The 23047-nt window shown below is 63.0% G+C and carries 23 protein-coding genes; 16 read left to right on the top strand and 7 right to left on the bottom strand.

Annotated elements, in window-relative coordinates:
* Nucleotides 1–52: 52 nt before the first annotated feature.
* The 3 genes from J2Y68_RS04800 to J2Y68_RS04810 all read left to right on the top strand — a co-directional run bounded on the left by J2Y68_RS04800 (nucleotide 53) and on the right by J2Y68_RS04810 (nucleotide 3860).
* Nucleotides 53–2287 (top strand): McrB family protein, encoded by a 2235-nt coding sequence (locus tag J2Y68_RS04800; protein WP_309990418.1) that lies wholly within the window; start codon nucleotides 53–55, stop codon nucleotides 2285–2287.
* Nucleotides 2288–2360: 73 nt separating this feature from the next.
* Complete coding sequence (locus tag J2Y68_RS04805; protein ID WP_309990421.1) at nucleotides 2361–3569, top strand: 5-methylcytosine restriction system specificity protein McrC; 1209 nt, start codon at nucleotides 2361–2363, stop codon at nucleotides 3567–3569.
* A 36-nt stretch (nucleotides 3570–3605) separates the two neighbouring features.
* Nucleotides 3606–3860 (top strand): PLDc N-terminal domain-containing protein, encoded by a 255-nt coding sequence (locus J2Y68_RS04810; protein WP_309990423.1) that lies wholly within the window; start codon nucleotides 3606–3608, stop codon nucleotides 3858–3860.
* A 3-nt stretch (nucleotides 3861–3863) separates the two neighbouring features.
* Here J2Y68_RS04810 and J2Y68_RS04815 read toward each other — a convergent pair whose 3' ends face one another.
* Nucleotides 3864–5534, bottom strand: a complete 1671-nt coding sequence (locus J2Y68_RS04815) for a sensor histidine kinase (protein ID WP_309990425.1) — start codon at nucleotides 5532–5534, stop codon at nucleotides 3864–3866.
* 99 nt (nucleotides 5535–5633) lie between these two features.
* Here J2Y68_RS04815 and J2Y68_RS04820 point away from each other — a divergent pair, with 99 nt between their 5' ends.
* Complete coding sequence (locus tag J2Y68_RS04820; protein ID WP_309990428.1) at nucleotides 5634–6377, top strand: response regulator transcription factor; 744 nt, start codon at nucleotides 5634–5636, stop codon at nucleotides 6375–6377.
* A 9-nt stretch (nucleotides 6378–6386) separates the two neighbouring features.
* Here the strand turns inward: J2Y68_RS04820 and J2Y68_RS04825 are convergent, their stop codons facing one another.
* The 4 genes from J2Y68_RS04825 to bioB all read right to left on the bottom strand — a co-directional run bounded on the left by J2Y68_RS04825 (nucleotide 6387) and on the right by bioB (nucleotide 8878).
* Nucleotides 6387–6800 (bottom strand): Hpt domain-containing protein, encoded by a 414-nt coding sequence (locus tag J2Y68_RS04825; protein ID WP_309990431.1) that lies wholly within the window; start codon nucleotides 6798–6800, stop codon nucleotides 6387–6389.
* Nucleotides 6801–7102: 302 nt separating this feature from the next.
* Nucleotides 7103–7582 (bottom strand): very short patch repair endonuclease, encoded by a 480-nt coding sequence (locus J2Y68_RS04830; protein WP_309990433.1) that lies wholly within the window; start codon nucleotides 7580–7582, stop codon nucleotides 7103–7105.
* Between the two features lie 40 nt (nucleotides 7583–7622).
* Nucleotides 7623–7868 carry a biotin synthase auxiliary protein BsaP gene (bsaP, locus tag J2Y68_RS22050; RefSeq protein ID WP_463675848.1) on the bottom strand — a complete coding sequence of 82 codons (246 nt, stop codon included), beginning with the start codon at nucleotides 7866–7868 and terminating at the stop codon, nucleotides 7623–7625.
* Nucleotides 7865–8878, bottom strand: a complete 1014-nt coding sequence (bioB, locus tag J2Y68_RS04835) for a biotin synthase BioB (RefSeq protein ID WP_309990436.1) — start codon at nucleotides 8876–8878, stop codon at nucleotides 7865–7867. Before bioB ends, bsaP begins: the two co-directional genes overlap by 4 nt.
* Before the next feature lie 195 nt (nucleotides 8879–9073).
* On the opposite strand from bioB, the gene J2Y68_RS04840 reads away from it, so the two are divergent.
* Nucleotides 9074–10801: a purine-cytosine permease family protein gene (locus J2Y68_RS04840; protein ID WP_309990438.1), complete on the top strand. Its 1728-nt coding sequence runs from the start codon at nucleotides 9074–9076 to the stop codon at nucleotides 10799–10801.
* 90 nt (nucleotides 10802–10891) lie between these two features.
* On the opposite strand, the gene J2Y68_RS04845 is transcribed toward J2Y68_RS04840, so the two are convergent.
* Together J2Y68_RS04845 and J2Y68_RS04850 are read right to left on the bottom strand one after the other, a co-directional pair.
* Nucleotides 10892–11077, bottom strand: coding sequence for a CsbD family protein (locus tag J2Y68_RS04845; protein ID WP_211712941.1), 186 nt, complete (start codon nucleotides 11075–11077; stop codon nucleotides 10892–10894).
* Between the two features lie 99 nt (nucleotides 11078–11176).
* Nucleotides 11177–12352 (bottom strand): zinc-dependent alcohol dehydrogenase, encoded by a 1176-nt coding sequence (locus tag J2Y68_RS04850; RefSeq protein ID WP_309990441.1) that lies wholly within the window; start codon nucleotides 12350–12352, stop codon nucleotides 11177–11179.
* Nucleotides 12353–12641: 289 nt separating this feature from the next.
* On the opposite strand from J2Y68_RS04850, the gene J2Y68_RS04855 reads away from it, so the two are divergent.
* The 11 genes from J2Y68_RS04855 to J2Y68_RS04905 all read left to right on the top strand — a co-directional run bounded on the left by J2Y68_RS04855 (nucleotide 12642) and on the right by J2Y68_RS04905 (nucleotide 23046).
* Nucleotides 12642–13067 carry a hypothetical protein gene (locus tag J2Y68_RS04855; RefSeq protein ID WP_309991625.1) on the top strand — a complete coding sequence of 142 codons (426 nt, stop codon included), beginning with the start codon at nucleotides 12642–12644 and terminating at the stop codon, nucleotides 13065–13067.
* Between the two features lie 110 nt (nucleotides 13068–13177).
* The gene (locus J2Y68_RS04860) at nucleotides 13178–13654 is read left to right on the top strand and encodes a hypothetical protein (RefSeq protein ID WP_309990443.1); all 477 of its coding nucleotides are present in this window, start codon (nucleotides 13178–13180) and stop codon (nucleotides 13652–13654) included.
* Nucleotides 13655–13681: 27 nt separating this feature from the next.
* Nucleotides 13682–14305, top strand: a complete 624-nt coding sequence (locus tag J2Y68_RS04865) for an SIS domain-containing protein (RefSeq protein WP_309990446.1) — start codon at nucleotides 13682–13684, stop codon at nucleotides 14303–14305.
* Between the two features lie 141 nt (nucleotides 14306–14446).
* Nucleotides 14447–15517: an alkene reductase gene (locus tag J2Y68_RS04870; RefSeq protein WP_284985998.1), complete on the top strand. Its 1071-nt coding sequence runs from the start codon at nucleotides 14447–14449 to the stop codon at nucleotides 15515–15517.
* Nucleotides 15518–15660: 143 nt separating this feature from the next.
* Nucleotides 15661–16353, top strand: coding sequence for a GntR family transcriptional regulator (locus J2Y68_RS04875; protein ID WP_309990449.1), 693 nt, complete (start codon nucleotides 15661–15663; stop codon nucleotides 16351–16353).
* 172 nt (nucleotides 16354–16525) lie between these two features.
* The gene (locus J2Y68_RS04880) at nucleotides 16526–17527 is read left to right on the top strand and encodes a sugar phosphate isomerase/epimerase family protein (RefSeq protein WP_309990451.1); all 1002 of its coding nucleotides are present in this window, start codon (nucleotides 16526–16528) and stop codon (nucleotides 17525–17527) included.
* A gap of 4 nt (nucleotides 17528–17531) precedes the next feature.
* Nucleotides 17532–19280 (top strand): dihydroxyacetone kinase subunit DhaL, encoded by a 1749-nt coding sequence (dhaL, locus tag J2Y68_RS04885; protein WP_309990456.1) that lies wholly within the window; start codon nucleotides 17532–17534, stop codon nucleotides 19278–19280.
* Nucleotides 19281–19282: 2 nt separating this feature from the next.
* The gene (locus J2Y68_RS04890; RefSeq protein WP_309990459.1) at nucleotides 19283–19765 is read left to right on the top strand and encodes a ribose-5-phosphate isomerase; all 483 of its coding nucleotides are present in this window, start codon (nucleotides 19283–19285) and stop codon (nucleotides 19763–19765) included.
* Nucleotides 19766–19767: 2 nt separating this feature from the next.
* Nucleotides 19768–20757, top strand: coding sequence for a 3-hydroxyacyl-CoA dehydrogenase family protein (locus J2Y68_RS04895; RefSeq protein WP_309990462.1), 990 nt, complete (start codon nucleotides 19768–19770; stop codon nucleotides 20755–20757).
* A 20-nt stretch (nucleotides 20758–20777) separates the two neighbouring features.
* Nucleotides 20778–21542: an SDR family NAD(P)-dependent oxidoreductase gene (locus J2Y68_RS04900; RefSeq protein WP_309990464.1), complete on the top strand. Its 765-nt coding sequence runs from the start codon at nucleotides 20778–20780 to the stop codon at nucleotides 21540–21542.
* A 154-nt stretch (nucleotides 21543–21696) separates the two neighbouring features.
* A complete protein-coding gene (locus tag J2Y68_RS04905) occupies nucleotides 21697–23046 on the top strand; it encodes an MFS transporter (protein WP_309990465.1) in 1350 nt (449 codons plus the stop codon).
* Nucleotide 23047: the final 1 nt, after the last annotated feature.

The raw sequence follows: 23047 nt of genomic DNA on the forward strand, positions 1-23047 counted from the left end.
GCCAGGCTGTGGATATCCAGATGCTTGCTTAAGCCAAACAGGGTAAGTTGGCATGGTGATTCCCTCCGTAGAACCTGCCATTGACCGCGCCCCCGGAGTCTCCAAGGAGATCGAGGACGCGGCCTGGTATGTGCTCGGTCCGGCGCTGAAGGGGAGACCTTCTGCGCTGGACGGACGGACATTGACGTGGACATCGGACGCTGCCGCGGAGCTCCTTGAACGGCTTGAACGCGGGGTGGAAGACTCCAAGGCGCCCATGATGACCAACCTGCGCCAAAACCTTGAAGGTGCCTCCCGGGAGGCCAAGCTCCTGGCCGTTGAATTGCTGTTCCTGCAGTCCCTGCCCCTCGCCCACGAGGTCAAGTCCCTGCGGGTGAAGCGTGCCCGCGTTGCTGAGGCAGCATCGTGGGTTGAGCCGCCCATCGAGCTCCCTGAGGAACTCTACGAGGGCATGACGGACCACGGCGTGATCCGTGACCGGACCGCGGAATTCAACTGGACCATCTGGGACCACCTCAAATGGCTGTGCCGTTTTGTGGCCCACGTGGACAGCCAAAGCACAGCAACCATCAGCCAGGCGCTCGCGGACCCCTTGGCCTTCCACGAACTTGCGGCCGGTACACCCGGGGACCAGCCCGCCCTGCGTCGAAGCATCGAGTACCTGGTGTGGCCAAGCTATTTCGAGCCTGTGGTTGCGGACGTCGAACGCCAGGAGATCAGGGATGCTTTCGCGTCGTTGGTGGGCGGGGCCAAGGGCGACACGGACGAGGACATTACGGCGGACATCCACCGGATCCGCTTGCACTTGGACGAGCAGGCCGGGCAACGCATCGACTGGTACGCCCGCCAACTGGTGAGCCAGTGGCGGAAGGTAGGGGACCCGGGGCGCCGTTCTTGGCTCCTGCGCACGCACCATGACAATGCCGACCTCCTGGCTTCATGGGTTGCCGAAGAAAAGGCCACCCTCGATGTGGAGCACCTGCGCACCCTCACCGCGGGAGTTACCGCCGGCGTGGTCCAGCATGCCGTGGATGAGGATTACAAGCATCTTGGCTACGTTGAACGTGAAGACACCAAGACGGCAGTCTTCGCGTTCCTGACAGTCATGAAGCCAGGCGATCTCACGCTCTACCAGCACGCGGGGCGGGTGCGGGTTGGCGTGGTTCTCGGCGAGCCTGAGCACCACGAGGACAACCGGCGCATCCGCCGCAAGGTCCGCTGGTTCGATGACAGCTATGCCATCCCCGAGCTTCCTCGCCACGCACAGCGGCAGCTCTCCACGCCCGGCATACTCGTGGATGTCACCCGGGTCATCCAGGCCCTGCAGGAGCTGCTCCCGGTGGAAGCCGAAACCGACGGCGAGGACGAAGCGCCGCCAACCGCCGTCGTCGAGGTTGTCCAGCAAGGTTTCCGTCCCCTGACGGAAGAGTTTGCCGCGTCCCTGCACATGGACCTCGAACCCCTCAAGGAGATCGCCGAACTGCTTGAAGACAACCGGCAACTGGTCCTGTACGGTCCTCCGGGAACAGGCAAGACCTACCTTGCCAAGCACCTCGCGGCCGAGCTCGCAGGAGACCACACGGACGAGCGCGTGAAGCTGGTCCAGTTCCACCCTTCATACGCCTATGAGGACTTCTTTGAGGGCTACCGGCCAGACAAGACCGACGACGGCCAGGTTTCCTTCAAGCTTGTTGCCGGACCCTTGCGCCGGCTCGCTGAGGAAGCCGCCAAACCGGAGAATGCGCACAAACCGTACTTCCTGATCATCGACGAAATGAACCGCGCCAACCTGGCCAAGGTGTTCGGCGAACTGTACTTCCTGCTCGAATACCGGGACGACCGCATCTACCTGCAGTACAGTCCCAACGAGCCCTTCAGCCTTCCGGACAACCTCTACATCATTGGCACCATGAACACGGCGGACCGCTCCATCGCCATGATGGACGCCGCTATCCGCCGACGTTTCGCGTTCATCGAACTGCACCCCAAAGAGGAGCCGATCCGTGGCACGCTGCGCCGGTTCCTGGAAGCCCGCGGCCTGGATACGCTCAACGCGGACCTCCTCGACGCGCTCAACGACGCCATCGACGACTGGGACCGTGACCTCATGATCGGGCCGTCGTATTTCATGAAGAACACGGCCCAGAATCCCACGGGCCTGCGCCGCATCTGGAAGTACGAGCTCATGCCGTTGCTGGAGGAGCACTACCACGGGCAGCTGAACCGGGCACAGTTGGAAGAACGCTTCGGCCTGGAACAGTTGCTGGGACGTCTTGCAGCCCGCTAGCGCCATCCCGCCGAAGCCCGGCCGGGCTCCTGCGAGTGCCCGCCGCGGACCATCGGGTCCACGGCACATTGTCATGGATGAGCTCTCCGGCGGAGTAGTGGACAAGCTGGACCCCGAATCGGCGGCGTTTATCAACGCCAGCGGACTGGCGAAGGCATCGCCCATGGGCATGGGCCTCTACCGGATAGAACCGGTGGGCAAGGTGGGCTCCGTGCGCACTGCCACGGTGCAGTTGGAAGTCCGCCCGAAAGACCGGCTGGGCCTCAGCCGCTTGCTCTTCCTGCTCAGCTACGCCGGCGAGCAAGGCTTCCGCGACCAGTCGGTGGAGGCCGTGGAGCACCCGGACTTGTGGAGCGCGCTCGCCGAGTCGCTGGCCCAACTTGCGGACAAGGCACTGAGCCGGGGCGTCCTCCAGGGCTACCTGACAGTGGACGAATCGCTCCGGACGGTCAAGGGCCGCATCCGCATCTCGGACCAAATCTCCCGCCGCCCCGGAATGATGGTTCCGTTGGAGGTGTCCTACGACGAATTCACGGAGGACATTGCCGAGAACCGGATTCTTCGGGCCGCCTTGGAGCGGATGGGACAGGTGCCCGGTGTCCGGCCCGACGTCCTGAGTCGCTTGCGCCAGCTCAAGGGAAAGCTCGACGCCGTCACCCGCCTTCAGTCGAGGGCTCCGCTTCCGCCGTGGCGGGCCAACCGGATGAACCTCAGGTACCACGCGGTCCTGCGTCTCTCCGAGGTGATCCTCCGCAATGCCTCCGCCGAGGCCGGTATGGGCAAACAGCAGAGCGCTTCCTTCGTGGTGGACATGGGCCAGGTTTTCGAGGAGTTCGTGGGCGCAGCCCTGCGCAGTGCCATGAGCGCCCACCCGGGAGAGATGCGGCTCCAGTACGGCGCCCTGCTGAACGAGGCCGTCCGTGACTCCGATCGCCTCACCGTCCGGCCCGATGCTGTCCACTTCCTGGGCGGCCGGCCCGTGGTGGTGTACGACTCCAAGTACAAAGCAGCTTCCGACGCCGGTGCCTCCTTGAGTGCCGACCATTACCAGTTGCTGGCCTACTGCACCGCGCTCAGGGTTCCCACCGCCTGGTTGGTGTACGCCGGTTCCGGGGAAATGAAGTTGCGGCGGATCCTGAACACTGACATAGACATTGTGGAGTATCCGCTGGACCTTTCCGGGCCGCCCGCGGAAATCCTGGCTGCGGTGGCAGACCTCGCCGAACAGTCGTGGGGCGAAGTGGTGCGCCAGGCTGTGGCGGGTGGACCGCCGTCGGACTAGCCTGAGAAGGAACCTATCCGGAGTGGAGGCAAAACCATGGCTCGCAAGAAATCGTGGCGGGATATGAGCAAGGGCCAGCGGATTTCCGTGGTGGCCAGCGGCGTGGTGAACATGGCGTTGCTGGTGGCCGCGCAGCGGAGCATCGCCAAAACCCCGGACGCCAACATCCGGGGCAAGAAGGGCATCTGGCGAGCTGTTTCGTTCGTCAACTTCTTCGGCCCCGTCAGCTACTTCCTGTTCGGCCGCCGTCGGGATTCGGCCTTGGTGGGAGGATCGCCGGCCAAGCGTTGAGCCTCAGGCGGGCACCTTCACCGTGAAGGTCGTGCCGCGCCCCGGTTCGCTTTCCAAGGTGATGGTGCCACCGTGCGCTTCAACGATCGCCTTGCTGATGGGCAGTCCCAGACCTACCCCGGGGATGGCGCTGTTGCGGACGCCCCCGGCGCGGAAGAACTTGGTGAAGGCCTCCGCCTGTTCTTCTTCGTTCATGCCCATTCCGGTGTCGGTGACACGGCAGAAAACGAAGTCCTGATCCTCCCAGGCAGCTACCTCGACGTCCCCGCCGTCGGGTGAGTATTTGATGGCGTTGGACACCAGGTTGTCCAGCACCTGCGCGATCCGTGACGAGTCGACGTGCGCTTCCAAGGCGTCAGGCAAGTCCATGGACAGCCTGATCCCGGCCTTCGCTGCACGGGGTTCGGCGGAGGAAACACTGCCCCGCACCAGTTCCGCGACGTCCACGGCGTGAGGCTGGATGGCGATTTGGCCCGAGCGGACAGCCAGGAGGTCCGAGACGAGGGTGAGCAGCCGTTCGGCGTTGCGCCGGACAATATCCAGCTGCTTCTGGGACCGCGCATCCAAGGCATCAGGATCGTCCAGGATCAGTTCCACGTAGCCCAGGATTGACGTCAGCGGCGTTCGGAATTCGTGGGAAACGTTGGCAACAAAGTCGTCCTTGGCAGCCAACGCGTTCACTAACTCCGTGACATCGCTGAACACCACCACTGACCCGGCAAACTTCCCGGCATCGTCCACCATGGGGCGGGCGCTAGCGGTGAAGGCGCGCTGGTCCTTGCCGTCGCCGAGCCACACGAGCTGGTCGGTGAACCGTTCGCCCAGTACAGCACGGCGCACTGGGCGGCGGTCGGCCGGCAACGGGGTGGTGCGGTCGGTGTCGAAGATGAGCAGCTGGGATTCGTTGGGGTCGTCGTTGTCCGGGGGAGTCGCCAGGGCGTGGGTTTGCCGTTGGCGACGGTTCATGAGGATGTCGTGCCCGTCCCCGTCCACCGCCACCACACCCAGCGGCAAGGCCTCCATGACAGTGTTCAGGAGCCGCTCCTGCTTGGTGCTGACTTCCAGTGCTTCCTTGAGTGCCTCGTCCTTCTGCTCCATGGCTCGCTGTTGGCGAACCATGCTCAAGGTCAGGACGCTGACCGACACGCCGATGCCAAGAATGAGTATGGGGAACAGGAGCGGCTTGGTCAGGGCTTGCTCCGAGAGGTCACCACGGACGAACAAGGGGAACCACACGATGGCCAAGGGGCCAATGAAGGACAGGACTATGGCCAGTTTCGGGTACAGGCCCGAAGCGCATAGCCAAATGACGGGCAGCACAACCAGGACGCTGAGGCCGGTGAGCGCTTCCTGTCCACCCTCCCGGCCGAACGCGATCGACACCATGTCCAGGATGGGGATGGCCAGGAAGCTGGCAAAGGGAAGCCTGTGCCACGGCACAATGATGCACAATGCCAACAAAAAAGCCTGGCTGAGCAGGAAGATCAGGAACAACGGATTTCCGAGTGTGGCCGGAAAAAACAGCCAAACCAATACAGCCGACAAGCAGACACATACAGATAACGGCAATTGGCTGAGGGCTACCCGCATCCGCAGGGTATGTTCATGGAAGGAGCGCTGAAAGATCAACAATTTCTTCTTTTCGCCAATATCCCAAAAAGAAGGGCCGGTCATGGCACATCCACCACGGATGCAGAAGAAATTTGGTTCATGAGATCAGCCTAACCATAACGGATATACTTCTGAGGTTATCGAAGGGGCTGAGGGGCAGCGATGAATGAAGTACGTGTGGGGTTGGTCATTGAAGATGACCAGGATATTCGCGAATTGGTACGTGTGGTTCTATCCCAGGCGGGGTTTGATGTCCACACTGCGTCCACGGGATCTGCCGGCGTCATGTCGGCCCGCGAGTTGAATCCGGACGTCATCACCTTGGACCTCGGCCTTCCCGACATCGACGGTTTTGAGGTCGCGCGCCAAATCCGCAAGTCCTCGGACGCCTACATCATCATGCTCACCGCACGCGCTGAAGAACTCGATACCCTCATGGGCCTCGAAGCCGGCGGCGATGACTACCTCACCAAGCCCTTCCGTCCCCGCGAGCTGCGCGCCCGTGTGGAGGCCATGATGCGGAGGCCCCGCGCGTCGTCGGACACCAGGAGTGTTCCGGACGAAGCCGATCCGGAGATGGCCCATAACGGCCTGTCCGTTTCCGCTGGCTCACGCACAGCAGTGCTGAACGGCAAAGAACTGAAGCTGACCCGCACCGAGTTCGACCTTTTGCTCGCACTGCTGGAGACCGGACGTATTGTGCGGACCAAGGCCGATCTGGCCCGTCGCCTTCGGAACGAACCATACGACGTCGGAAGTTACGTCAGCGACGCCGACGAACGCGCCGTCGAGGTGCATATGGGGAACCTGCGCAAAAAGCTTGGCGACAGCATCCAGGCCCCGCGTTGGCTGGAGACGGTCCGCGGCGTGGGATACCGGCTCGCGCCGTCCGCGCAAAACAACTAACGCGCCGCGTTACGGAACAGGTGACTCCAGCTCGGCGATAGTGCCGGCGACGTACTGCTCGATGTGGGTCACCAGGGGCCGCAGCTCATCCAAGTGGTTTTCGTTGGGCAAGAGGCGGATGCCAATTTCCAGTTCCCTGGCCAGGCGGTCCATGCAAATTGCACCCACCATGTGGCTGGATGTCTTCAAGCTCAGCACAGCATCCATGGCGTCTTCCATGTCCGCGTTGTCCAACGCGCGATGAAGCCGCGAAACCCGCCACGGCAGCAGGGCTACGTAGTTCCGGACGAACGCACCGATGATGGCCTGGTCGCCGCCAAGCTCGGCCTGGAGTGCGATGAGGACCGTGCGATCCACCAGGACTTCGGTGCACTCGCCATACTCGGACACCAAACCCCTCCCGCCTCCAAACAATCGATTCACGATTCAACAGTAGAACCCGCCTAACTACCCAAGTGCCGGAAACCCAAAGCTTGATCCAATCTTGAGCGGACTCAGAGGGAGTCTTGATCACCGGGCCTGAAAGTGGTGAAGAGCAGGTTGGAGGTCACTGATCTGGGGATGTCAGTCTTGAACCAAGGAGCGGGAAACAGCATGGACAGTGGGGCTCGCATATCACCGGCGCTCATGGTTTTGATCGTCTTTTGCATGACCATCCTCTTGGGCATCGGCGGCACGGCCGCTTTCGCCCTCTGGGAACAGAGCTCACACAGTGCCGGTGTTGATCACGTTGTTGAGTCAGCCCCGACAACCACGTCCGCACCGTAGCCTCTGCCCGTATCGAGGTAACCGGTCAGCCGTTCTTCGAGCATCGACTGGTTGCCCAGCTCGCATTCCCACACGGTCAGTACGTCCCAACCCGCAGCGTGCAACAGCTCCCGTTGCCTTGCGTCGCGCTCCCTGGTCCGGGAACGTTTGGCTTCCCAGAACTCCGCGTTTGCCGCAGGGGCATGCAGGCCAACCTTGCAGTCGTGAAAATGCCAGAAGCAGCCGTTGACGAAAATGACTTTGCGCCTGCCCGCGAACACCAGGTCCGGGCGGCCAGGCAGCTTGGTTGAGCCGACCCGTCCATGCAGCCGGTACCTGTAGCCTTTGGCATGCAGCAGCCTGCGGACCAGCAACTCGGGCTTGGTATCCTTCCCTCGGATTTTGGACATGTTGCGGCTACGCTGCTCCTGCGTCAGACGGTCCCGGCCTTCGCCCATGAATCCAGCCTACCCAGGGAGTTTCGTACCGATACCGCCCTTAGGAAGCGTTTTGAGGGGCAGTATCTGCACAAAAACCCGTGCGGCCGTGCCGCGAACACTCCGCCGTCCAGCCCGTCGGAGTGACCTGGACCTTCATTCGCCTGCGGCACTCCACGCAATAGCGGGGCGGCTCCATCGCCAACTGCTGACGGCAGCTGTGGTGAGGGTCCGGCGTCCGAGTCCCGCTTGGCGTTGCCGGCGCGCCTGCGACGCCGCCGCAATGCCCGCAATAGCCGGTTGTCACAGGGACTTCTGGAATTCCTTGATGGGCATGTTCAGCTCCACCAGGAGGTTGAGGTCGGCATTGGCAGGCCGGCCCAGCGTTGTCAGGTAATTGCCGACGATCACCGCGTTGATGCCCCCGAGCAGCCCATCGCGGGTGCCGAGGTCGCCGAGGGTCAGTTCTCGACCGCCGGCGTACCGGAGGACAGTCCGGGGCATGGCGAGACGGAACGCGGCGATGGCACGGAGGGCATCCTTGCCGTCCATGATTCCTTGGTTTTCCAAGGGTGTTCCGGGGCGAGGGTTGAGGAAGTTCAGCGGGACTTCGTGCGGTTCCAGGGCGGCCAGTTGGGCGGCCAGCTCGGCGCGCTGAGCCGCCGATTCACCCATGCCGATCAGGGCGCCGCAGCACAGTTCCATGCCGGCTGCCTTGACCATGGCGCAGGTTTCCAGCCGTTCCTCGTAGCTGTGGGTAGTGACCACCTCCGGGAAGAAGCTGCGGGCTGTTTCGAGGTTGTGGTTGTAGCGGTGCACGCCCCACTCCGCCAACTGGTCCACTTGGCGTTGTGTGAGCATGCCCAGGGAGCAGGCGATGTTGATGTCCACTTCTTCGTTGATGCGGTCGATCGCGAACTTGATCTGGTTCATGAGCTTGATGTCCGGGCCGCGGACTGCTGCGACGATGCAGAACTCAGTGGCCCCGGTGGCGGCGGTTTCCTTCGCTGCTTTGACGAGCTCGGGGATGTCCAGCCACACGCCGCGGACGGGGGAGTCGAACAGGCCGGACTGGCTGCAGAAGTGGCAGTCCTCGGGACAACCGCCTGTCTTGATGGAGATGATGCCTTCCACTTCCACGTCCTCCCCACAATGCTTGAGCCGCACTTCGTGGGCCAGTTGCAGGGCTGCCGGGATGGCGTCGTCGGGGAGTTCCAGGATCTGGATGAGCTGCGCCTCGTCCAGGCCCTCACCGCGCTCCAGGACCTGTTCGCGGGCGGTGTCCAGGATGGTGTAGCTGATGGCTTCTGGGGTCATGCCTCGACGGTATCGGTGCTGGTCACAGCCGATTTTGTGGGTTCCGCACAAAGCGCCGTCGCGGAATTTGGTGGTGGGCGCGCGGGGCCCCCTGATGCAGAAGTTACAGATGCGAAACATGCACGTGACGGAATTGACGCGCTGCATTACTAGCGTCGTGGGCGAGGCACCCTCCCCGGACGAAAGCGACCACGCATGAGTGACGACAAGACGAGTACCGCAATATTGGAGCCGACGACGGCGGCAGGCACCGCCGTCGGAATCGGCACCGCCGGCACGCCGCAGCAAGGCAACGCCGACGCATTGAGTGCTGCGAAGGAGAGCCTGGAGGATTACACGCTCCGGTTCGCCCCGCGCTCCTACCGGAAGTGGAGCGCTGGCGTCGTAGCCACCAGTGCCTTGGGTGGCATCGCCTACCTGGCCGACTTCTCGATCGGCGCGAACATCGGCATCGCCTACGGAACGGTGAATGCGATCTTCGGCATCATCGTGGCGGCCGTAATCATCTTCGCCACGGGATTCCCACTGGCCTACTACGCCGCACGGTACAACATCGACCTTGACCTCATTACCCGCGGCTCAGGATTCGGCTACTACGGCTCGGTGGTCACCAACATCATCTTTGCCACGTTCACTTTCATTTTCTTCGCCCTGGAAGGCTCCATCATGGCCCAGGGCCTGCAGTTGGGCCTGGGCATCCCGCAGTGGATCGGCTACGCGGTGTCCACCATCATCATCATTCCGCTGGTGATCTACGGGATGAAGACGCTCGCCACGTTGCAGGTGTGGACCACGCCCTTGTGGCTGCTGCTCATGGTTGTTCCCGTGGGCTACCTGCTCCTGTCCCACCCGGAAAGCATCGATGCGTTCTTCGCCTTCACCGGCGCTTCGGGTGAGGGCGGCCCCAACCTGGCCTCCGTCATGCTGGCGGCCGGTGTCTGCCTGTCCCTGATGGCGCAGATTGCCGAGCAGATCGACTACCTCCGTTTCATGCCGCCCAAGACCGCGGAAAACAAGGGTGCCTGGTGGCGTGCCGTGATCCTGGCCGGACCGGGTTGGGTGATCTTCGGAGCCATCAAGCAGATCATTGGCCTGTTCATTGCGATCTACCTCATCGCCAAGCTCGACCCCGCAGCAGCAGTCCACGCAAACGAACCAGTCCACCAGTTCCTGGGCGTCTACGAAGAGATGATGCCCGCATGGTTGGCGATGACCTTGGCCGTCGTGCTCGTGGTGATTTCGCAGATCAAGATTAACGTGACCAACGCCTACTCCGGCTCGCTGGCCTGGACCAACTCCTTCACCCGCATCACCAAAACCTACCCGGGCCGCATGGTGTTCGTGGTGGTGAACCTGGTGATCGCGCTGATCCTCATGGAGTCCAACATGTTCGAGTTCCTCAACACCATCCTGGGCTTCTACGCCAACTGCGCCATGGCCTGGGTGGTCACTGTGGCCTCGGACATCGCCATCAACAAGTACCTGTTGAAGATTTCACCCAAGGTTCCCGAGTTCCGCCGCGGGATGCTCTACGCGGTGAACCCGGTGGGCTTCGTGTCCATGCTGGTCTCCGCCGGAGTGTCGATCGCTGTGTTCTTCGGGGCGTTCGGTTCGGCAGTCCAGCCGTTCTCACCCATTTTCGCGGTGGGTTTGGCTTTGGTGTTGCCGCCGGTCCTGGCTCTTGCCACCAAGGGACGCTACTACCTCCGGCGCACCGATGACGGAATCGACCTGCCCATGTTCGACGCCGACGGTAACCCGAGTGACGCGAAGCTCCCCTGCCACGTCACCGGCATCGAGTTCGAACGACCGGACATGCTCCGCTCCGGTCAGGACGGGCCCGACGGCGAACCCCGGTTCATCTCGTCACTCGCCCTCTCCACCGACAAGTCGGGCGAGTTGGTGCTCCCCGCCCAGAAGTAGGTGCCCTGGCCCCTTGGCCGGGGTGACACGAACGCCCCGGTTCCCTTGGAGGGAGCCGGGGCGTTGTGCTGTGTGGTTACTGCTTGCGGATTACTTGTCGAAGACGTCCTTGGCGGCGTCCTTGACGTTCTCTCCGGCCTGCTTGGTCTTGGCGGCCGCCTGGTCAGCGGCTCCTTCTGCCTGCAGTTTCTCGTTATTGGTGGCGTCACCCAAGGCTTCCTTTGCCTTGCCGGTGACTTCCTGTGCCTTGTTGCTGATCTTGTCTCCGAGTCCCATGGGCCCTCCTTCGATGTAATCCAACTATGACAATCGCTAGGCTATCTAGCGATTCTGGGTGTTTCCTGAACGTCCTTGGTGTGCAGGGTGAGCGGCTGCCTATGGCTTGAGGACCACCTTGATGCAGCCGTCCTGTTTCTTCTGGAACTTCTCGTACAGTTCAGGGGCGTCGTCCAGGGAACCCGTATGGGTGACCAGGCGCATGACGCCCAGCGGATCGGCGTCGTCCTCTACCAGCGGGAGCAACTGGTCAGTCCAACTGCGCACGTTGCATTGGCCCATCCGCAACTGGATCTGCTTGTCGAACATGGTCATCAACGGCATGGGGTCCGCCTGTCCGCCGTACACACCGCTGAGCGATATGGTTCCGCCGCGTCGGACGGTGTCGATGGCGGTGTGCAGTGCGGCAAGCCGGTCGACGCTCATGGTCTCCATGGCGGCCTGTGCCGGCTTGTCCGGGAGCAAGGACACAGCCTTGTGCAGGAAGGAGGCCACGGGTGAGCCATGGGCTTCCATCCCCACGGCGTCCACCACTGAGTCCGGGCCGCGTCCCACCGTCTCTTCCCGGATCTGGCCGGCAACGTCCGGGCTGTAGTCCATGGTTTCCACGCCGTGCTGTTCCGCCATGGCCCTGCGCTCAGGCACGGGGTCGACGCCGATCACCCTGAATCCCTTATGGACGCCGATCCTGGCAGCGAACTGGCCCACCGGCCCCAGTCCGAGCACCGCGAGTGTGCCGCCTTCGGGGACGTTCGCGTACTCTACTGCCTGCCAGGCGGTGGGAAGGATGTCCGAAAGGAAAAGGTAGCGCTCGTCGGGGGCATCGGATTCAATTTTGACCGGACCGTAATCCGCAAACGGGACCCGCAAGTACTGGGCCTGTCCGCCGGGCACGGAGCCATAGAGTTCGGAGTACCCGAACAGGGCAGCTCCCGAGTTCTTGGCAGTGACCTGGGTGGTTTCACACTGTGACTGCAGGCCTTGATTACACATATAACAACGCCCACAGGAGATGTTGAAGGGCACCACCACGCGGTCGCCCTTCTTCAGGCGGTGGACTTCCGAGCCGACTTCTTCCACGATTCCCATGGGTTCGTGGCCTATGACGTCGCCCTTATGCATGTATGGGCCGAGGACTTCGTACAGGTGTAAATCCGAACCGCAGATGGCCGAGGACGTGATTCGTACAATTACATCCGTGGGTTCTTGAATGGTTGGATCCGGGACGTCGATGACGCTCACAGAGCGCCGGCCTTGCCATGTCACTGCTTTCACAACTGGTTCTCCCTGCTGTTCGGCTGGAGCTGTCCCACGCTGCAGGAGACCCTCCCAGCGAAGCAGAGTTGATACCTCGGCACAAGGCCGCCTGACCTCGACAGTGTCGAGGCCCGGGCCTACATTGTGGATATGAGCGATGAAGCCAGCGAAACCCAATCTGCGCGTTCCGACGCCAGGGAACCCTAGCAACAGGCAGCTAGCAACTAGTAAGCAAGCTGATCATTAGTTACGATATTGCCAGAGAGAGTTATCGGACAGAGTTGACCGAGGAGAGATCAGATTGTCGATGATGAGAAATCCGTTGATTCCTGGCTCAACGCCGCATCCCAAAGCCCAGGCCCTGCTGTGCGGCAAGTGCAGGTCCACCGATCACCTGGACCTGGAGACAATCGAGTCCATAGAGCCGCACTCCGGCGAGCTGCTGGTCTCCGTGTCCTACACCTGCCTGGCCTGCGAATCCTCCTATGCGCACACCGCAGCGTTCCATGAAGTCGCTGCCGTGCTGAACCGCAACGGAACCGTCTCTGGACTGCTGCAATTTGGTGGACAATACTTCCACTGCGGCGAACCCATGCAGTTCTCCACGACGTCGGCCCGCAGCGTGTACGCACCCCTTTCCACCGAAGACACAGACGACGGCCTCATGGACGTTTACCTGAAAACCCGCGTGCTCCAGTGCCGCTGTGGTTTCAGGATGGAACTCCCGGCCTAGGCCATGTACATCGTTTGGAAGTACTCCGGCCGGGGTACGTCTTCGGTAGCAACCACAGCGTGGGCAACGGGCGGCGCCCCCAAAAGCCGCACACCAGGGAGGTAATCCAGATGGACACAGGACAGCTGGTGCTGATCATCGTCATCGCCGTCGTCGTTATAGCCGCTGTTGTGATCGCGGTAGTCGTCGGACGTCGTAAGAAGGCCGAAGTCAACCGTCACCGGGCCGAAGAGTTGCGGGAGAAGGCCGCCGAAGAAGCGATCGGCGCACACCAGGCCAAAGCCGAATCCGCGCAGGCCGAAGCCAACGCACTGCAGGCCGAAGTGGAGGCGAACCGTCTCCGCAAGGAAGCCGAACGCCACTCGGAGAAAGCCGACGAGGCTCGCGGGCGTGTTGAAGAGCATCTCCGCCACGCGGACAAGCTGGACCCGAATGCCGGTGACCGTTCCAACGGCTCGGACCCCTTGGATGAAACCAGCACCGACCGCTCGAATGCGGCGGAGGGGGAGCGCCTGACCAGAGACAGGTCCGATCGCAACGGTTCGGTACGGGAGGGTTCAACGCGCGACGGCGATCGGAACCTATAGTTTCGACCGGGAAACGGAGGCAGGAAAGTGAGCATCGTGGTGAGGCGAACAGGTCAGGAGGTGCGTGCGGCCGGGTCCAAGGCGAGCCGGCACGCCGTCGATGTTGTTCTTGGGCACTTGGGCGAAATCGGTCCAGCGGTTGCGTCCCTGCGCCGGGAATCCTCCAGGCTCGCCGAATGGGGCGAAGAGCTGGCACGTGTCCGGCGGCGGGGTGGGACCGTGTTCGCTGCCGGCAGCGACGGTTCATCGCACGAAGCCCAGAGGTTCACTTCGGAGCTCGCGGCCCACGATCCCGGGGGTGGCTCCGGTTTCAAAGCCATCTACATTCCAAAAGGCGCCAGCGGATCTGATGGGGCTTCTCCCAGTATCAGCGCCCAAATCACGGACCAGGTCCGCCGCGGCGACATCGTTGTCCTCCTGGCTGCGAAGGGCATCACCGACGACCTGCGGGACGCTGCTGCGGCCGCCAAGGCAGGGGGTGCCCGGGTCTGGGCCCTCACCGGCCAGGAGTCCAAGGATCTCGCAGACTCGGTGAATGAGGCCATCTGCATCAACACCGATCCACCCCACGCCGAGGAAGCGCACCTGGTGGCGGTCCTGGCCCTCTGCGAGTGCTTTGACGACGCCCTGAAGAACATCAAGCCGGAGTAGCCCGCCGCGCGGGAGAGCTCCTGGCCGCCAGCCCGGCTTGGGATGCCAGCCCGACTGTGTGATCTGCGCCTCAAGCGGAATAGTTGCAGACGCCATGCAGTTGCCCAGAGTGAACCTGATTCATTCTGAAAGGATCCGCGCATGCTGTTTTCCCCCCTGGCCCTCGGCGAACTTGAACTGTCCAACCGACTGGTGATGGCGCCCCTGACGCGCCTTCGCGCAGGCGACCAAGGCATTCCTGGTTCTTTGATCGCTGAGCATTACCGCCAGCGGGCCTCGCTCGGCTTGATCGTCAGCGAAGGAACCTACCCAACCCCCGCGGGCCGGTCCTACCCGGGCCAGCCGGGACTCGTGACTGAAGAGCAGATCGCCGGCTGGAAGCAAGTTACTGAAGCCGTGCACGCCGAGGGGGGCCACATGTTCGCCCAGATCATGCACGGTGGACGCGTTTCACATGCCGACATCACCGGCGGTGTCGAGATCGTCGGCCCCAGCGCCGTAGCCATCGACGGCGAAGTCCGCACGCCCAACGGCAAGCAGGCCTACCCGGTGCCCCGCGAACTTCGCACGGACGAGCTCCCGGGCGTCATCCAGGAAATCGTTACCGCCTCCAGGAATGCGATTGAGGCAGGTTTCGACGGCGTCGAACTTCACTCAGCCAACGGTTACCTGCTGCATGAGTTCCTCGCCCCGAACTCGAACGTGCGCACGGACAGCTACGGTGGCTCCCCGGAGAACCGTGCCCGCTTCGTGATCGAGACCGTCAATGCCGTAGTGGAAGCCCTCGGCGCCAACCGTGTAGGCATCCGGATTTCACCGGAGCACAACGTTCAAGGCATCGCCGAAGTTGATGCCGCGGACGTACGCGCCACGTACGAGGTCTTGGTGGACACCATCGCCCCGCTGAACCTGGCATACCTGAGCATCCTGCACCACGACCCCAAGGGCGCCCTGGTCCAGGACCTTCGCGAGCGTTTCAACGGAACGTTCCTGGTGAACACGGGCTTCAGCGAGATCACCACCCGCGAGGAAGCCGTGGCCATTATCGAGGACGGCCTGGCCGATGCCGTAGTGGTGGGTCGCCCCGCCATCGCCAACCCGGACCTTGCCCGCCGCTGGCGCGAGAGCCTGCCGCTCAACGAGCCGAACGCGTCCACCTTCTACGCTGATGGCGCCGAGGGATACACGGACTACCCGTTCTACGCGAACTAAGCGTCAAGCACACCCTCTAAAGTTCTTCCCGACGTCGGCACCCAACCCGGGTGCCGACGTCGTGGTTTTAACGCGTGGTCCCGGCGCGATGTGACGGAGGCGCTTGCCCTGCCTGACGTCGGCGTTCCTATAGGATTTGTGGCATGCCTGATCCTTCCGTCGCCCGCGCCGGCTTTCCCGTCAGCCGCCAAGTGCTGGCCGACCACGTCTACGAAGCCCTCCTGGAATGGCTCATGGACGGCCGATTGGAGCCTGGCGCGGCGGTAAGCATCGATGGGATGGCGCGTGACCTCGACGTATCGCCCACACCGGTCCGCGAGGCTTTGGCCCGGCTGGAGCACACGGGCATGGTCCGGCGCGTCGCTTTGAAGGGCTACCGGGTGGCGCCAGTCTTCACCCGCGAGGATTTCGCTGAGCTCATGGAAGCGCGGCTTTCCATCGAACCGGTCAATGCCCGCTTGGCTTGCTCGCGCATGACACCCGACGGTCTGGACGCACTTAAGCAAGCCGTGGAGGACCTGAAAACGGCACCCCGCGGTGGAACATTTGCCGAGTACCGCAGCTACCTAGAGGCCGACGAACGCTTCCACCAACTCATCGCCGCGCAGGCCAACAACCAGTTCCTCCTCGCGGCCTACAACACCCTGGGCGGCCAGATCCAACGGTTCCGGCTGTTCGGGGGAGTGGGCATCACGGATGCTGAGCAGGCGATTGCCGAGCACCAGGCCGTGCTGGACGCCATGCTGAGTGGGGACCCGGAGAAGGCAGCGCAGATGATGATCGATCACGTGGAGAAGGTGCGCGGCCGGGCGATGGCTGACGCGCCGGAAGACTAACCCATACCCGAGACCCGCCGGCTCCGTCGGCGGGTCTTTTTGCGTCTTGAGTGACCCCCTTCACATGGATATGTATGACATATAGGATCTAGGAAGTTTCACAAAAGGGTTGACAGCTTTGCTTGCTTCGTAAATCCTATAGGAAACAGGATTCCACGAAGGAGTGATCATCATGGCGTACACCGCCGAGAATTGGCCCATTACAGCGGCCCTCCTGCAATTCCCCGGCACTGACGCCGAGGGCACCCAGGTGAACGACGCCGACGCTTCGGTTTGGGCCTCGGTCCTCGAGGAAGTTAAGGACGCAGGTTTCGCGAACGCCGACCTCACGGACAGCTGGGTCCGCCCCGGTGACCTCAGCAAGGAGCGTCTGGCGGAATTCAAGCAGACCGCCGCTGACGTAGGCATAGGCGTTCCCGTCATCTCTGCCATCCGACGCAGCGTCATCCACCACACGGACTGGGCAGACAACCTCGCCTACAGCCACCGCACCATCGACGCCGCCGCGGAGCTCGGGTGCGAAGTCGTCTCGTTCGGCCTGCACCAGGCCATCACCCCGGAGCAGCAGAAGCAGCTGTGGTTCTGGACCGTGGAGGGCTATAAGGACCCCGCGGGGGACAAGGAAGCGTGGGGCAACGCAGTCTCCCGCATCCGCGAACTTGGCAAGCACGCAGCCGACGCCGGCATCCTGGTCTCCCTCGAAATGTATGAGGACACGTACCTGGGCACCGCTGACTCCTCTGTCCAGCTGGTCCAGGACATTGCTTTGGACAATGTGGGCCTCAACCCGGACCTCGGCAACCTGATCCGCCTCCACCGGCCCATTGAGGACTGGCGCGAAATGGTGGCCAAGACCCTCCCGTACTCCAACTACTGGCACATGAAGAACTACATCCGGGACGAAGACGTGGCCCGCGACAGCTACATCACCATGCCGGCTCCGATGGAGAGCGGACTTATCAACTACCGCGAGGCTTTCAAATTCGCGCTGTCCGTTGGGTTCCAGGGCATCCTTTGCACCGAGCACTACGGCGGCGACGGCCTGAGCGTCACCGCCAGCAACCAGGACTACCTCCGCAGGCACGTCCTGCCGAAGTCCGACGGTTACGCGTTGGGCACCAGCCGGGTTGCGCAGGGTCGCCAGGAACCAGCCACCCAGCTGGCAGGAGTCTAGGAAAATGACACAGATCTTCGACAATCCGGCAGACTTCGCCGATGAAGCCCTGGACGGCTTTGTTGCTGCCAACCGTGGTTACGTTGCCCGGGTGGATGGCGGCGTGGTCCGGTCCACCGAAGTCCCCTCCGGCCAGGTAGCGCTGGTGGTTGGTGGCGGTTCGGGACACTACCCGGCCTTCGCCGGGCTGGTCGGCCCGGGCCTGGCGACAGGCTCCGCCTGCGGCAACATGTTCGCTTCACCGGCAGCGGGACAGGTGTACCGGGTAGCCAAGGCAGCCAACGCCGGCGGCGGTGTCCTCCTGAGCTACGGCAACTACGCCGGCGACGTCCTCCACTTCGGCCAGGCCCAGCTGCGGCTCAATGCCGAAGGCATCGAAACCCGCACCGTCACAGTCACCGATGACATTGCCAGCGCCCCGCTCGACCAACTCGAGAAGCGCCGCGGCATCGCTGGAGACCTCACCGTCTTCAAGATCGCAGGTGCTGCGGCCGAAGCGGGACTGGACCTTGACGACGTCGAGCGTTTGGCCATCAAGACCAACTACCGCACGCGTTCGCTCGGCGTGGCCTTCGACGGCTGCACGCTGCCTGGTGCCAAGGATCCGCTGTTCCATGTGCCCTCCGGCCAGATGTCCCTGGGACTCGGTATCCACGGCGAACCCGGGATCTCCGAGCACCCCATGCCCACGGCATCCGAGCTTGCCGAACTCCTGGTGTCAAAGCTGCTCGCCGACAAGCCTGAGGACGCCAGTGAACGCGTGGTCGCCATCGTCAACGGACTGGGAACCGTGAAATACGACGAACTTTTCCTGCTGTTCGGCAAGGTGGAGAAGCTCCTCACCGCGGTAGGACTCACGGTGGTGGAACCCGAATGCGGTGAGCTAGTGACCAGCCTGGACATGTCCGGTCTATCGCTAACGCTGCTGTGGTTGGACGGGGAACTGGAACAGTATTGGGCAGCGCCGGCCGATACACCGGCGTTCCGCAAGGGCAGCACGGCCCCGCGTGCACCCCGCGCCGAGGCCGCGGCCGACGACGCCGAAACGGCCGACGTCGAACAGCCCACCGCGGCGGCCGCGGAACTTGGGCGGCAGGCCGTGGCCATCCTCGCGCAGGTCAGGGACGTCGTCGTCGAGCATGAAGAGGAACTCGGCAAGCTGGACGCGATCGCAGGGGACGGCGACCACGGAATCGGCATGCGCCGTGGTGTCGACGCTGCCGCTTCGGCGGGGGAGGCCGCAGCCGGTTCGTCCGTGGCCCGCGTTCTGACCGCTGCCGGCGAAGCCTGGAGTGAGCGGGCCGGCGGAACATCGGGCGCGCTGTGGGGATCGGCAGTGATCGCTGCCGGACAGTCGCTCGGCAACCGCGATTCGTACAGTGCCGAGGACGCGGCCGCCGCCGTGAAAGCGTTCGTCCGCGCCATCACCGAACTCGGCAAGGCCGACCCCGGCGACAAGACCATGGTGGACGCGCTCCTGCCGTTCCGGGACACCCTCCTGGCAGAGCTCGACGGCGGTGCCCCCGTTGACCGGGCACTGGCAGTCGCCGCGGCGGCGGCCGAGTCCGCTGCCGCGAAGACCGCTGAACTGAGGCCGCTAAAGGGCCGTGCCCGTCCGCTCGCGGAAAAGAGCCTCGGCCATCCCGATCCTGGCGCGGTCTCCTTCGGACTGATTGCCACAAGAATCTCCAGCCACATCGATTCACTACTGGCCACCGCCACAACAGCGGCACCGGCCGGAAACGGAGCCTGAGCATGAGCAACAACCAAGGCTGGCGCATCGTCGTCGGCAATGACGAAGCCGGCGTTGAGTATAAGCAAGCACTCATGGCGCTCCTGGAAGCAGATCCGCGCGTCGCTTCCGTGGCAGACGTGGGAGTTGGCTTCAACGATTCCACGGCCTACCCGCACGTTGCCGTCGACGCCGCCCGCAAGGTGGCAGCAGGCGAAGCCGACCGGGCACTGCTGATTTGCGGCACGGGACTCGGCGTGGCAATCGCGGCCAACAAGGTTCCCGGCATCCGGGCAGTAACCGCCCACGACAGCTACTCCGTGGAGCGCTCAGTCCTTAGCAACAACGCCCAGGTCCTGACGCTCGGCCAGCGGGTGATTGGCTTGGAACTGGCCAAAAAGCTTGTAGGAGAGTGGCTCGACCACCGCTTCGACGAAACCTCATCCTCCGCCGCCAAGGTGGACGCCATCTGCTCCTATGAGCCCGACTACACGAAGGCAGTCTGAACATGACCATTTCTGAAGCAAACGCAGGCCCGGCCAGTAACGCAGCCCGGAAGATCGCCGTCGTCGGTTCCGGCTACATGGGCGGCGGCATCGCCCAGGTCCTGGCCCTCGGCGGAGCTCGCGTGGCGCTGGCCGATGTTTCCGCCGAAGTGGCGCAGAAGAACTACGACCGGTTGTTGGAGGAGTCGGAGCAGTTCATTGCGGACGGGCTTTTCCCGGCCGGGTCCACGGAGATCCTCAAGCAGAACCTCTGGGCTGCCAAGGACATTGAGGAAGCCGTGGCCGATGCCGACTTCATCGAAGAAGCCGTCCCTGAGGTCCTCGAGATCAAGCACCAAACCCTTTCGCGGATCAGTGCTGCGGCCCGACCGGACGCCCTGATCGGCTCGAACACGTCCACGATCTCCATTGCGGACCTGGCCGAAGCCGTGACCAACCCGGAACGTTTCCTGGGGGTCCACTTCTCCAACCCGTCACCGTTCATCCCGGGCGTCGAGGTCATCCCGCACGCAGGTACCTCTGCCGCGACGGTGTCCGCGTCCTGCGACCTCGTCCACGCAGCCGGCAAGCAGACCGCCGTCGTCAAGGACGTCACCGGGTTCGTGCTGAACCGGTTGCAGTACGCGCTGTTCCACGAAGCGGCTCAACTGGTTGAGCAGGGGATCGCAACAGCGGACGACGTCGACACTTTGGTGCGTACGACGTTCGGCTTTCGATTGCCCTTCTTTGGACCGTTCGCCATTGCGGACATGGCCGGTTTGGATGTCTACAACTTCTGCTACAAGTCGCTGCAAACGGGCTTCCCGGAACGCTTTGCGACGCCGAAGATCCTCTCCGACCTCGTCGAGGCAGGCAAGCTGGGCACCAAGACCGGCGCCGGTTTCCTCAATGTTCCCGCCGAGCGTACGCCGGAACTCATCGCCTACCGCAACAAGGCCTACGTCGCCATGCAGAAGCTCATTGAAGAGCTCGGCCCGGCCCCCATCCACTAAGACTTCACAGGAGAAGACACATGACTTTCCCCGCATCACGCACCGCAATTGTCACTGGCGCAGTGTCCGAGCGCGGCATCGGCCGTGCCACCGTCAACTACCTGGCTGCCCAAGGCTGGAACATCGGCATCATCGACCTTGACGACGCTGCCTGCAAGCTGGCTGCCAAGGAAATCGCCGCGGAATTCGGCGTGCAGGCCCACGGCGTAGGCGCGAACGTGGCCAGCGAAGCCGAAGTCCGCGCAGCCATAGACGAACTCGAAGCTGAACTGCCCCAGATCGTCGCCCTTGCCAATGTTGCCGGCGTCAGCTCGCCCATCGGCTACCTGGAACTCGAAGCAGCCGAGTGGGACCGGGTCCTCAACATCAACCTCAACGGTGTCCACTACGCCACCCGCCGTGTGGCCGAATCCATGGTCAAGAACCGGATCGGGCGGATCGTGAACATCTCCTCCGTTTCCGCGCAACGCGGCGGCGGCACTTTCTCCAAGACCCCGTACTCAGTAGCCAAGGCCGGCGTCATCGGCCTGACCCGGGCAACAGCCCGCGAGCTGGGCGAGTACGACATCACCGTCAACGCCATCTCTCCCGGCCCCATCGACACCGACATCATGGGCGGCACGCTGAGCCAGGAGCGCAAGGATGAACTCACCAAGGACCTCGTAGTGAACCGCGTGGGCTCCACCCGGGACATCGCAGCCGCCATCGCCTTCCTCATCAGCGAGGACTCCGGATACATCTCCGGCCAGACGCTGAATGTGGACGGCGGACTGTACATGCACTAGGGCTGCCATGCGGACCTGGACCAGAGAACGCAAGATCTACCTTGCCGTGGGCATTCTCGCCTGCGCAGTGGGCATGGTGCTCATTTTCTTCCCGCGCTGATCGAAGCCGATCGCGCCGCACTAGTCATTTCCTGTCACTCAAAGAGGAGTTTCAATGTCTGTTGCCACCAATTCCACTAAGGAGTTGCTGGATACGCCGGTCCTCAAATCGGCGATCTCCAAAGCATCCCGGCGGCTCATGCCGATGCTCGTCATCCTGTACGTCGTGGCTTTCCTGGACCGCACCAACGTTGGCTTCGCCGAAGCCGCACTGGAAATGGACAAGGGCATCACCGCAGGGGCCTACGCCCTCGGTGCCGGTATCTTCTTCATCGGCTACGCGCTGTTTGAAATCCCCAGCAACCTGCTGCTCACCAAGTTCGGAGCCAAAGTGTGGTTGGCCCGAATCGCCATCACCTGGGGCATCGTTTCAGCGTGCTTCGCGTTCGTGCAGGGTGAGACGTCCTTCATCATTCTTCGCTTCCTGCTGGGCGTCACCGAAGCTGGCCTGTTCCCGGGCGTGATCATGTTCCTCGCGGCCTGGTTCCCCAACAAGGTCCGCGTGAAGATGTTCGCCATCTTCTACCTGGCCCAGCCGTTCTCCCAGATGATGGGTGCGCCGCTGTCCGGTTGGCTCATCAACATCGGCGACCAGGTTCCGGGCGTCGCTGGTTGGCAGGTCATGTTCTTCGTTGAAGGCATGCTCGCCGTCCTGGCTGGTGTGGCCGCCTACTTCTTCCTCATCAACAGCCCGCAGGACGCCAAGTTCCTCTCGAAAGAGGAGAAGAAGGCGCTGTCCGATGTCATGGCCATGGAAGACACGGTCAAGGAAGAGTTCGGCCCCCGCGGCGTTCTGGCCTCAATGCGCAACGGCAGGGTCTGGTACTTCACCGTCATCTACTTCTGCCTGCAGGTGGCCGTCTATGGGGTGACTTTCTACCTGCCGCAGCAGGTAGCGCAGCTGACCGGCCAAAAGGTGGGCCTCGCCGTCGGGCTCATGGCAGCCATCCCGTGGTTCTTCGGCATCTTCGCCTGCTATTTCATTGGCAAAGCGGCCAACACCGTTGCCCGCCGACGCCGCTGGGGCACCGCGCTGTTTATCTCCACGGGCCTCTGCATCTTCGGCTCCGCCTGGGCCGGTGCAAACCACATGCCGGCCATCGGCATCATCTTCATCACCTTGGCGGTGTGCAGCTTCCTGTCGACCGGTCCCATTTGCTGGTCATATCCGACGGCGTTCCTCACCGGAACTGCCGCAGCTGCGGGTATCGGGCTGATCAACTCGCTCGGAAACCTCGGCGGATTCGTGGCACCGATCCTGCGCACCACCGTCAACCAGGTCACCGCTTCCGACACGGGAACCATGGGTGTCTACGCCTTGGGTGTCCTGCCGTTCGTGGCGGCACTGATGATGTTCGGTACCCGAGCCTTCACCAACAAAGCCGACGAACTGCTGGACAAGTAGA

Origin of the sequence: Paenarthrobacter nitroguajacolicus, assembly GCF_031455195.1 — a bacterium.
In the GTDB taxonomy this organism is placed as follows: domain Bacteria; phylum Actinomycetota; class Actinomycetes; order Actinomycetales; family Micrococcaceae; genus Arthrobacter; species Arthrobacter nitroguajacolicus_D.